Source organism: Streptococcus mitis (assembly GCF_047465045.1).
GTDB classification, from domain to species: domain Bacteria; phylum Bacillota; class Bacilli; order Lactobacillales; family Streptococcaceae; genus Streptococcus; species Streptococcus mitis_DT.
Map to the genome: position 1 here is coordinate 21,567 of NZ_JASHAR010000021.1, position 11,693 is coordinate 33,259.

The following is an 11,693-nucleotide window of genomic DNA, read 5'->3' on the forward strand; positions in this document are numbered from 1 at the left end:
AAACAAGTTTGTGAAATAAAAAATATTTGAAATAAATTTCACAAACTTCAAAGATAAAACCTGATAAGAAAAGAAAATGAAATGAATTTCACAAGGAACTAAAAATTCTTTGTGAAATGTTTATGAAACTGTTTACAAAGTTGAAATAATGCGTTATAATAAACTTGTGAAAAAATTAACAAAGGATATCGATCCTTGATAGCTATGGAGGAAAATATGGCTGATAAAAAAACTGTGACACCAGAGGAAAAGAAACTCGCTGCTGAAAAGCATGTCGATGGATTGGTGCAAAAAGCTCTAGTTGCTCTTGAAGAAATGCGTAAGTTGGATCAAGAGCAGGTCGACTACATCGTAGCTAAAGCGTCAGTGGCAGCTTTGGATGCCCACGGGGAATTGGCTTTGCATGCCTTTGAAGAAACAGGACGTGGTGTATTTGAAGATAAAGCGACTAAGAACTTGTTTGCTTGTGAACACGTAGTAAACAACATGCGTCATACTAAGACAGTTGGCGTTATCGAAGAAGACGATGTAACAGGTTTAACCCTTATTGCTGAACCAGTTGGTGTTGTTTGTGGTATCACTCCTACAACAAACCCAACATCAACAGCAATCTTTAAGGCGTTGATTTCATTGAAGACTCGTAATCCAATCGTTTTTGCCTTCCACCCATCAGCTCAAGAATCATCAGCTCACGCAGCTCAAATCGTTCGTGATGCTGCGATTAAAGCAGGAGCTCCTGAAAACTGTGTACAGTGGATCACTGAACCATCTATGGAAGCAACTAGTGCCCTTATGAACCACGAAGGTATTGCAACAATCCTTGCAACAGGTGGTAATGCTATGGTTAAAGCCGCATACTCATGTGGTAAACCAGCTCTTGGGGTAGGTGCTGGTAACGTTCCGGCTTATGTTGAAAAATCAGCTAACATCCGCCAAGCTGCACACGATATCGTCATGTCTAAATCATTTGATAATGGTATGGTCTGTGCATCTGAACAAGCGGTTATCATTGACAAAGAAATCTACGATGAATTTGTAGCAGAGTTCAAATCTTACCACACTTACTTTGTAAACAAGAAAGAAAAAGCTCTTCTTGAAGAGTTCTGCTTTGGCGTGAAAGCAAACAGCAAAAACTGTGCTGGTGCAAAATTGAACGCTGACATCGTTGGTAAACCAGCAACTTGGATTGCAGAACAAGCAGGATTTACAGTTCCAGAAGGAACAAACATTCTTGCTGCAGAATGTAAAGAAGTTGGTGAAAATGAGCCATTGACTCGTGAAAAATTGTCACCAGTTATCGCAGTTTTGAAATCTGAAAGCCGTGAAGATGGTATTACTAAGGCTCGTCAAATGGTTGAATTTAACGGTCTTGGACACTCAGCAGCTATCCACACAGCTGACGAAGAATTGACTAAAGAATTTGGTAAAGCTGTTAAAGCTATTCGTGTTATCTGTAACTCACCTTCTACTTTCGGTGGTATCGGGGACGTTTACAATGCCTTCTTGCCATCATTGACACTTGGATGTGGTTCTTACGGACGCAACTCAGTTGGGGATAACGTTAGTGCCATTAACCTCTTGAATATCAAAAAAGTCGGAAGACGGAGAAATAACATGCAATGGATGAAACTTCCTTCAAAAACATACTTTGAACGTGATTCAATTCAATACCTTCAAAAATGTCGTGACGTTGAACGTGTCATGATCGTTACTGACCATGCCATGGTAGAGCTTGGTTTCCTTGATCGTATCATCGAGCAACTTGATCTTCGTCGCAATAAGGTTGTTTACCAAATCTTTGCTGATGTAGAACCAGATCCAGATATCACAACTGTAAACCGTGGTACTGAGATTATGCGTGCCTTCAAACCAGATACAATCATTGCTCTTGGTGGTGGATCTCCAATGGATGCTGCTAAAGTAATGTGGCTCTTCTACGAACAACCAGAAGTGGACTTCCGTGACCTTGTTCAAAAATTCATGGATATCCGTAAACGTGCCTTCAAATTCCCATTACTTGGTAAGAAGACTAAATTCATCGCAATCCCAACAACATCTGGTACAGGATCTGAAGTAACACCATTTGCCGTTATCTCTGATAAAGCAAACAACCGCAAATACCCAATCGCTGACTACTCATTGACACCAACTGTGGCAATCGTAGACCCTGCCTTGGTATTGACAGTTCCTGGAGTTGTTGCTGCGGACACTGGTATGGACGTATTGACTCACGCGACTGAAGCTTACGTATCACAAATGGCTAGCGACTACACTGACGGACTTGCACTTCAAGCCATCAAGCTTGTATTCGAAAACCTTGAAAGCTCAGTTAAGAATGCAGACTTCCACTCACGCGAGAAAATGCATAACGCTTCAACAATCGCTGGTATGGCCTTTGCCAATGCCTTCCTAGGTATTTCTCACTCAATGGCACATAAGATTGGTGCCCAATTCCACACAATCCACGGTCGTACAAATGCTATCTTGCTTCCATACGTCATCCGCTACAACGGTACACGTCCAGCTAAGACAGCAACATGGCCTAAGTACAACTACTACCGTGCAGATGAAAAATACCAAGATATCGCACGCATGCTTGGACTTCCAGCTTCTACTCCAGAAGAAGGTGTGGAGTCTTACGCAAAAGCTGTCTACGAACTTGGTGAGCGCGTAGGTATCCAAATGAACTTCAAAGCACAAGGTATCGACGAAAAAGAATGGAAAGAACATTCACGTGAATTAGCCTTCCTTGCTTACGAAGACCAATGTTCACCAGCTAACCCACGCCTTCCAATGGTTGACCATATGCAAGAAATCATCGAAGATTCTTACTATGGCTACAAAGAAAGACCAGGACGCCGTAAATAATTGTTTATCAGCCTAGAGGCAGGGAATCCCTGTCTCTTTTTTTGTAATTCTATTTGAAAAATGGTATAATCATCGCATATATTTATTTGAAAATCAAATCTTTTATAATCATGCGAGGGGCAAATGAACAAGATAAATGAGTTAGGGGATAAAGTGCGACTTTTAAGAGAGGAGAAAGGACTTAGTCGTCCAGTTTTTTGTGGGGATGAGTCTGAATTATCAGTGCGTCAGTTGGTGAGAATCGAAAAAGGAGAATTTCGACCGACTATAAAAACACTAGAATATATTGCAGATAGATTAGAAATTCCATCCTACGTCTTGATGCCAGATTATAAGGAACTGCCTAAACGCTACCAAGAATTAAAGTACTTTCTTTTACATCACCCTGACTATGGAGACAAGGAGTTGCAAGAACAAAAGGAAGAATATTTTGATGAGATTTTCGAGTGTTTTTATGATGACCTGCCCCGTGATGAGAAGATGATAGTGGACTGCCTTCAGGCAATAGATGCAGTGAGAGCGACTAGTAATTCTTTATACGGAAGTGGTGTGATTGAGGACAGTCTTCAAGACTTACTATCCAGAGATGTATATAAGGCTGAGGAATTGTTGAAATTGAGACTGTATTTTCTTTGTCAGTTAATGGATGGTTTAAACGAGGGTGAGATAAAAAAGTCTGAGCATGAAACTATTCTTTATTTTCATGACAAATTAAGTTCTCAGGTTGATAAGATAGAGTTCGATTGTTTGGACTTACTTAGAGACTCCTTGTTAGCTTCTTTAACTTGTATAGAGGTTATGGGGTTGCTTCATTATTTTAAGAGGGCAGTCGAGACCTTAAATAAAATAGGGCAAAAAACACGAGATTTTCAAAAACAACCGATTGTCTTGATGGTGGAGTGGAAATATTATATTCAGATGGATTATGATACAGCCAAACAAAAGTATGAAGAAGCAAAAATGATGGCAAGGATGTTTGGCAATGGGAAGTTACTCGTTAGTTTAGATAATGAATGGGCCGAGGATCTAGAAAGATATCGTTAAAGAGTTTATAGGAGTGACATTTCTGTCATTGAGGGAATGCCGCTTTTTTGTTACAATGAATTTTACTTGATATACATCCAGAAGCAAACTAGGCAATAGAGAGAAAACTCTAAGTAGTAGGCCCATAGGGGAAATCAGTGCTGATGTAGCTTGAAGGATTTTCTATCAGTATGGTGTATGACGATAACAGTTTTAAACAAGGGGGAAAGAATGTCTATTTTATCCATTAAAAATATTTCAAAGTTTTACACTTTGGACGGTAAACATCAAGAACAGGCTTTAAAGAATATTAACCTGCAGATTGCAAAAGGTAAAATTACAGCGATTTACGGTCCATCAGGCTGTGGCAAAACCAGTCTACTAAACATCATAAGTGGTTTAGACAGACAATATGAAGGAGATTTAGAGTTTAAAGGGGAATCCCTCCGTGACTTATCAGAGATTGAACTAACTCAATTTCGTAAAGATAAGATTGGATTTGTGTTTCAAAACTTTAACCTCATTCCACATCAGTCTGTCTTGGACAATGTCAAGCTACCTCTCTATGTCAAAGATTTATCTGACAGGGAGATGACAATGATTGCAAAGGAGCAATTAAGTAACTTGGGCATGGAGCCTTTTATTGCTAAAAATGTTAAACAGCTTTCTGGTGGGCAAAAGCAACGTGTAGCAATCGCGCGTGCACTGGTAAATCAGCCAGATATGATTGTAGCAGATGAGCCAACGGGTTCGCTGGATTCTCAATCCCAAGAAATGGTATTGGAAGTATTTAAAAATTTAGCCCAAACAGGGAAAACAGTATTGATCGTAACCCATAATCCAGAGGTTGCGGAATATGCAGACGTGATTATCAAAATGAAGGATGGTGAAGTCGTTGAAGAAGTCAAAAAATAAAGGATTATCATTGAAAAATAAATTCAAACTTTCTTTAAATAACTTTATGGAAAGAAAATGGCGTAACCTATTGATTGCGCTAGCAACCTCAATCGGTTTTGTAGGAGTCTTAATTTCTTTTGGCTTGGGAAATGCTTTGATTTCGATGATTGATGAAAATACGAATGGAGGTCAAATTCCTTCTCAAGTTCAGATTGCTTTAAACACAAAAAATGTTGGACGAGGCTTTTTGAACCAAGACGATAAGAACTATATCACGGATACAGTTGGGAAAGAAGCTATTAAATATTTGGAGAGTCCTTTTGGGATGACCATGTCAAATATGACTATAGATGGGCAAGAAATGGATCTGAGTCAAACGATGCCTTCTTATGCTCAAGTAGTGAGTCTCTATGAGGATACAAGTATTTCTGTTAGTAGTAATGAAAAGGACAAAGTGGTAGCTGGATCCCTCTATACGGATGCAAATGAACAGGGTTTGACAATTCCAATCAGTTTACTTAAAAATTGGAATGAACAGACAGGAAACAATCTGACAGCTAGTGATGTTATTGGCAAATCAGTCTCAGCCAGCATTGTAGAAAATGCTGCCGAGGCTAGCAAGACTGCTCAATTTCAAACGAAGATTGTACGTGTAATCAATGATGAAGATGACATGGAGGACAGCAACAGTTTCATGTCGGCTCATCAAATGGAAACGATTTTGAAAGAAGCTGGATTTACAAAAGCTGTATCTTATTTTATCTTGGAACTCAAAGATCCATCACAGACAAAAGTGGTAACAGAAGAATTACAGAAAAATAAGAAGTATACCGTTCTTTCTCAACAGAAGGTTCTTGATATTGTGATTACCTTTATTCGTGTCATTCAGGGATTGTTGATTGTGCTTTCATCACAAGCTATTGTGGTAGCAGCGGTCATGATTGGTATCATTATTTACATCAATATCATGCAACGTTCTAAGGAAATAGGTGTCATGAAGGCAGTTGGTTATCAAAATCATGATGTCAAAGGGATTTTTATTTACGAGGCTATCTGGATTGTAGGCATCGCCTTGTTACTGGCCTTTTTGGTTGCACAAGGGGTGGGAAGTTTGGCGAATGCGGTTGTAAATCACTTTTATCCATCCATCACTAAGGTTTTTGAATTAAATTTGTTATCTGTTTTAGGAACTCTAGCTTTCGCTCTATTACTTGGTTATGTCTCAGCCTACTTCCCAGCACGTAAAATTAGTAAAATGGATCCTGTAGAATCGCTACGATATGAATAGTAAGGGATTCCTTGATTTACAGTTTAAAAAAGAAACTAACATAGAAAAACAATGCCCGTACTTGCAATTAAACTTAAATAGTTATATAATAGGTTTGTTGAAAGGTGATTTGTAGTGATTCAAGTTACTCTTTTCACAATAAAAATTTCATGATTTTCATAAGGAGGAAATCACTAATGGTAGTTAAAGTTGGTATTAACGGTTTCGGACGTATCGGTCGTCTTGCTTTCCGCCGTATCCAAAACGTAGAAGGTGTTGAAGTTACTCGCATCAACGACCTTACAGATCCAGTTATGCTTGCACACTTGTTGAAATATGACACAACTCAAGGTCGTTTCGACGGAACTGTGGAAGTTAGAGAAGGTGGATTTGAAGTTAACGGTAAATTCATCCGTGTTTCTGCTGAACGTGATCCAGAACAAATCGACTGGGCTAACGACGGTGTAGAAATCGTTCTTGAAGCTACTGGTTTCTTTGCTAAGAAAGCAGCTGCTGAAAAACACTTGCACCCAGGTGGAGCTAAGAAAGTTGTTATTACTGCTCCTGGTGGAAACGACGTTAAAACAGTTGTATTCAACACTAACCACGATGTTCTTGATGGTACTGAAACAGTTATCTCAGGTGCTTCATGTACTACAAACTGCTTGGCTCCTATGGCTAAAGCTCTTCAAGACAACTTTGGTGTTGTTGAAGGATTGATGACTACTATCCACGCTTACACTGGTGACCAAATGATCCTTGACGGACCACACCGTGGTGGTGACCTTCGCCGTGCTCGCGCTGGTGCTGCAAACATCGTTCCTAACTCAACTGGTGCTGCAAAAGCTATTGGTCTTGTAATCCCAGAATTGAACGGTAAACTTGACGGATCTGCACAACGCGTTCCAACTCCAACTGGATCAGTTACTGAATTGGTAGCTGTTCTTGAAAAGAACGTTACTGTTGATGAAGTGAACGCAGCTATGAAAGCAGCTTCAAACGAATCATACGGTTACACAGAAGATCCAATCGTATCTTCAGATATCGTAGGGATGTCTTACGGTTCATTGTTTGACGCAACTCAAACTAAAGTTCTTGACGTTGACGGTAAACAATTGGTTAAAGTTGTTTCATGGTACGACAACGAAATGTCATACACTGCACAACTTGTTCGTACTCTTGAATACTTCGCAAAAATCGCTAAATAATTCTTGAGTCGATAGAAAAGCAAGGCCTCTGGTCTTGCTTTTCTTATATGGAAAAATGGATGACACAATCATCCATTCTTTTTTAATTCTTTTTCAAAAGTATTTGAAAGGGTAGTGAAAGTTAGCTTCTCTAAAGTAAGTGGATGGGTAAAGGAAAGTCGAAAGGCGTGGAGCATAAGACGACTTGTCTTTGATTTACTATTATAGAGAGGATCACCCAGGATAGGAAGATCATGATGGGAAAGGTGGACACGAATCTGATGGGTTCGCCCTGTCTTTAGTTTGCAACGAACTAAGGAAGTTTTGTTTGGGAATTGCTTTAATCTGCTTACATGCGTTTCAGCATATTGCCCATTTTTTGTATCAACTATTCGTTTTCTGTGGTCATGGCGATCACGCCCAATTTTGTCCCTGAAAACAAGCTCTTTGCTGTTGATATTTCCATCAACTAGTGCCCAGTATTCCCTAGAAATCTCTTTTTTCTCCAGTAAGCGATTGAGAATAGGCAGGATAAAAGGATTTTTAGCAAAGAGAACCAAACCACTGGTTTCCATGTCCAGACGATGAACGACATAGCAGGTTTGGCCAACATAGGCACTGACATGGTTAAGAAGGGCGGTTTCGTTTGGCTGATTACCATGCGTTTTCATCCCCTCTGGTTTGTTCACAATAACTAAGTGTTGATCTTGATAAACTTCCTGAATGAGGTTTGGGTTGCCCCAAGGAATTTCTTTTTCGGGATAATCTTCCTCGTCAAAAGCCAATTGGCAAACATCTCCAGGATTTACCGTCTCGTTCCAATGAACTTCTCGCTGATTAATCAAAATGTGTTTCTTGATTCTCAAAAAATGACGGATTTTTCTAGGGATGAGGAGTTGTTCCTCAAGTAATTGCTTTACCGTCATTTGAGGTAGAGAGTCTGGTAATGTAAATGTGAATTTCATACAGATATTGTAACAAAAAAAGCCCTATTTGGATAGAAAATAGCTAAATTCTTGTCTTCCCATGATGAAGATGATAAAATAAACGCATGAAATTAGATAAATTATTTGAGAAATTTCTTTCTCTTTTTAAAAAAGAAACAAGTGAATCAGAGGATTCTGATTCTACTAGCTTACGTCGCTCTCGTAGTGATCGAAAAAAATTAGCCCAAGTAGGTCCGATTCGAAAATTCTGGCGTCGCTATCATCTAACAAAGATTGTCCTTATACTAGGTTTGAGTGCAGGTTTGCTAGTTGGAACCTATTTGTTTGCTGTAGCCAAGTCAACCAATGTCAATGATTTACAAAATGCCTTGAAAACTCGGACTATCATTTTTGACCGTGAAGAAAAAGAGGCCGGTGCCTTGTCTGGTCAAAAAGGAACTTATGTTGAATTGACTGATATCAGTAAAAATTTGCAGAATGCCGTTATTGCGACAGAAGACCGTTCTTTTTATAAAAATGACGGGATTAACTATGGTCGTTTCTTCTTGGCTATTGTAACTGCTGGTCGTTCAGGTGGTGGTTCTACTATTACCCAACAGCTGGCTAAAAACGCCTATCTGTCGCAGGATCAAACTGTTGAGAGAAAAGCGAAAGAATTTTTCCTTGCCTTAGAATTAACAAAAAAATATAGTAAGGATCAAATTCTAACCATGTACCTTAACAACGCTTATTTTGGAAATGGTGTGTGGGGTGTAGAAGATGCGAGTAAGAAATACTTTGGAGTTTCTGCATCAGAAGTGAGTTTGGATCAAGCTGCGACTCTGGCAGGGATGCTCAAGGGGCCGGAACTGTATAATCCCTTGAATTCCGTAGAAGATTCTACCAATCGGCGCGATACTGTCTTGCAGAATATGGTTGCAGCGGGTTACATTGATAAAAACCAAGAAACCGAAGCTGTTGAAGTTGATATGACTTCGCAATTGCACGATAAGTATGAAGGGAAAATTTCAGATTACCGCTATCCTTCTTATTTTGATGCGGTGGTTAATGAAGCCGTTTCCAAGTATAATCTAACAGAGGAAGAGATTGTCAATAATGGCTACCGCATTTACACAGAGCTGGACCAAAACTACCAAGCAAATATGCAGGTTGTTTATGAAAATACAGCTCTATTTCCTAGGGCAGAGGATGGAACATTTGCTCAATCAGGAAGTGTAGCTCTCGAACCGAAAACAGGGGGAGTTCGTGGAGTTGTCGGTCAAGTTGCTGACAATGATAAAACTGGATTCCGGAATTTCAACTATGCAACTCAATCAAAACGTAGTCCTGGTTCTACAATTAAGCCTTTAGTTGTTTATACGCCAGCAGTTGAAGCAGGTTGGGCTTTGAATAAGCAATTGGATAACCATACCATGCAGTACGACAGCTATAAGGTTGATAACTATGCAGGGATCAAAACGAGTCGAGAAGTTCCTATGTATCAAGCCTTGGCAGAGTCGCTTAATCTACCTGCTGTTGCCACTGTTAATGATTTGGGCGTCGACAAGGCTTTTGAGGCAGGCGAAAAATTCGGACTCAACATGGAAAAGGTCGACCGTGTTCTTGGTGTCGCCTTGGGAAGTGGTGTCGAAACCAATCCTCTGCAAATGGCTCAAGCATATGCTGCCTTTGCAAATGAAGGTTTAATGCCGGAAGCTCATTTTATTAGTAGAATTGAAAATGCTAGTGGTCAGGTCATTGCGAGCCATAAAAATTCACAAAAACGGGTGATTGATAAGTCTGTAGCTGACAAGATGACCAGTATGATGTTGGGGACATTTACAAACGGTACCGGTATTAGTTCATCGCCTGCAGATTATGTCATGGCAGGAAAAACTGGTACAACTGAAGCGGTTTTCAATCCAGAATATACAAGTGACCAGTGGGTAATTGGTTATACACCGGATGTAGTGATTAGTCACTGGCTTGGTTTCCCGACGACTGATGAAAATCACTATCTAGCAGGATCTACTTCAAACGGTGCAGCCCATGTCTTTAGAAACATTGCAAATACCATTTTACCTTATACGCCAGGAAGTACCTTTACAGTTGAAAATGCTTATAAGCAAAATGGAATTGCACCAGCCAATACAAGAAATCAAGTGCAGAGTAATGAAACGAATCAGACGGATGATACCCTTTCTGATATTAGAAGTCGTGCGCAAAATCTGGTAGATGAGGCCAGTCGTGCTATCTCGGATGCTAAAATTAAGGAAAAGGCTCAAACGATATGGGATTCGGTAGTCAATCTATTTCGTTAAGATGCTTGTCAAAGCCTAGCTTTCTTGTTATAATAGACAAGATGGAGGCGTTATGGCACTAAAAAAAGCAAGTCTAGCTTGTGCGGTTTGTGGTTCGAGAAACTATTCAATTAAGATCAGCGGAAACCCCAAGCCAACACGACTAGAAGTAAATAAATTTTGTAAACATTGTGGTAAGTACACTACACATAGAGAAACGAGATAGGAGAGAGCGATGCGTTTTATTGGAGATATTTTTAGACTTCTTAAAGACACAACATGGCCAACTCGCAAGGAAAGCTGGAGAGATTTTCGTTCTATCATGGAATACACAGCTTTCTTTGTAGTAATTATTTACATTTTTGACCAGTTGATTGTTTCAGGTTTGATTCGATTTATTAACATTTTTTAGAAGGCTAGTGGACTTATTTACACTAGAGATCTTCTATTATGAAAGGAAATATCATGGATAGTTTTGATAAAGGGTGGTTTGTTTTACAAACTTATTCTGGTTATGAAAATAAGGTAAAAGAAAATCTATTACAACGTGCACAAACCTACAACATGTTGGATAATATTCTACGCGTTGAAATTCCAACACAAACAGTGCAAGTTGAAAAGAATGGAAAGAGAAAAGAAGTGGAAGAAAATCGCTTTCCAGGTTATGTTCTTGTAGAAATGGTGATGACAGATGAAGCTTGGTTTGTTGTTCGAAACACACCAAACGTTACAGGATTCGTTGGATCTCACGGGAATAGATCTAAACCAACTCCATTATTGGAACAAGAAATTCGTGATATCTTGATTTCTATGGGGCAAACCGTACAGGAGTTTGATATCGATGTTGAAGTTGGTCAAACTGTACGTATTATTGATGGCGCTTTTGCAGACTATACTGGTAAGATTACAGAGATTGATAACAATAAAGTGAAGATGATTATCTCTATGTTTGGTAATGACACAGTTGCAGAAGTAAACCTAAATCAAATTGCAGAATTATAACCCTGAGAGAGGCTTGTCCTCTCTTTTTTGTGCAGTTGAGACGATGTAAGAAACAGAATGGATGAAATGAATCAAATTATCTTCTTTATTTGTTAAACTGTATCTAGAAAGGGGAACATTATGATTAAAGTATTATATGAAGAAGTCCAGGGGATTGTATATAAGTGTAGAAATGAATATTACCTTCATTTATGGGAGCTATCGGATTGGGACCAAGAGGGCA

Annotated in this window: 10 protein-coding genes and 1 pseudogene; 10 read left to right on the forward strand and 1 reads right to left on the reverse strand. The window is 39.3% G+C overall.

Going from position 1 to position 11,693, the window contains the following annotated elements:
* Nucleotides 1-216 precede the first annotated feature (216 nt).
* The 5 genes from adhE (at nt 217) to gap (ending at nt 7,263) form a co-directional block, all read left to right on the forward strand.
* A complete protein-coding gene (adhE, locus tag QM409_RS09545) occupies nt 217-2,868 on the forward strand; it encodes a bifunctional acetaldehyde-CoA/alcohol dehydrogenase (protein WP_414305616.1) in 2,652 nt (883 codons plus the stop codon).
* 123 nt (nt 2,869-2,991) lie between these two features.
* A complete protein-coding gene (locus tag QM409_RS09550; RefSeq protein ID WP_020903611.1) occupies nt 2,992-3,912 on the forward strand; it encodes a helix-turn-helix domain-containing protein in 921 nt (306 codons plus the stop codon).
* 210 nt (nt 3,913-4,122) lie between these two features.
* Nucleotides 4,123-4,806 carry an ABC transporter ATP-binding protein gene (locus QM409_RS09555; protein WP_049499240.1) on the forward strand — a complete coding sequence of 228 codons (684 nt, stop codon included), beginning with the start codon at nt 4,123-4,125 and terminating at the stop codon, nt 4,804-4,806.
* Nucleotides 4,775-6,076 (forward strand): ABC transporter permease, encoded by a 1,302-nt coding sequence (locus tag QM409_RS09560; protein ID WP_261074290.1) that lies wholly within the window; start codon nt 4,775-4,777, stop codon nt 6,074-6,076. Before QM409_RS09555 ends, QM409_RS09560 begins: the two co-directional genes overlap by 32 nt.
* Nucleotides 6,077-6,252: 176 nt before the next feature.
* The gene (gene gap, locus QM409_RS09565; protein ID WP_049492462.1) at nt 6,253-7,263 is read left to right on the forward strand and encodes a type I glyceraldehyde-3-phosphate dehydrogenase; all 1,011 of its coding nucleotides are present in this window, start codon (nt 6,253-6,255) and stop codon (nt 7,261-7,263) included.
* Nucleotides 7,264-7,331: 68 nt separating this feature from the next.
* Here gap and QM409_RS09570 read toward each other — a convergent pair whose 3' ends face one another.
* A complete protein-coding gene (locus tag QM409_RS09570; protein WP_414305615.1) occupies nt 7,332-8,207 on the reverse strand; it encodes an RluA family pseudouridine synthase in 876 nt (291 codons plus the stop codon).
* 86 nt (nt 8,208-8,293) lie between these two features.
* Between QM409_RS09570 and pbp2a the strand changes: the two genes are divergently transcribed.
* The 5 genes and pseudogenes from pbp2a to QM409_RS09595 form a co-directional block, all read left to right on the forward strand.
* Complete coding sequence (gene pbp2a, locus QM409_RS09575) at nt 8,294-10,489, forward strand: penicillin-binding protein PBP2A (protein ID WP_414305614.1); 2,196 nt, start codon at nt 8,294-8,296, stop codon at nt 10,487-10,489.
* A 52-nt stretch (nt 10,490-10,541) separates the two neighbouring features.
* Nucleotides 10,542-10,694: a 50S ribosomal protein L33 gene (gene rpmG / locus QM409_RS09580; protein ID WP_001809375.1), complete on the forward strand. Its 153-nt coding sequence runs from the start codon at nt 10,542-10,544 to the stop codon at nt 10,692-10,694.
* Between the two features lie 9 nt (nt 10,695-10,703).
* Nucleotides 10,704-10,880 (forward strand): preprotein translocase subunit SecE, encoded by a 177-nt coding sequence (gene secE / locus QM409_RS09585; protein WP_001210991.1) that lies wholly within the window; start codon nt 10,704-10,706, stop codon nt 10,878-10,880.
* Between the two features lie 53 nt (nt 10,881-10,933).
* The gene (nusG, locus tag QM409_RS09590) at nt 10,934-11,470 is read left to right on the forward strand and encodes a transcription termination/antitermination protein NusG (RefSeq protein ID WP_049499248.1); all 537 of its coding nucleotides are present in this window, start codon (nt 10,934-10,936) and stop codon (nt 11,468-11,470) included.
* A gap of 120 nt (nt 11,471-11,590) precedes the next feature.
* Nucleotides 11,591-11,693: pseudogene (locus QM409_RS09595) on the forward strand (sigma-70 family RNA polymerase sigma factor); the annotation flags it as partial.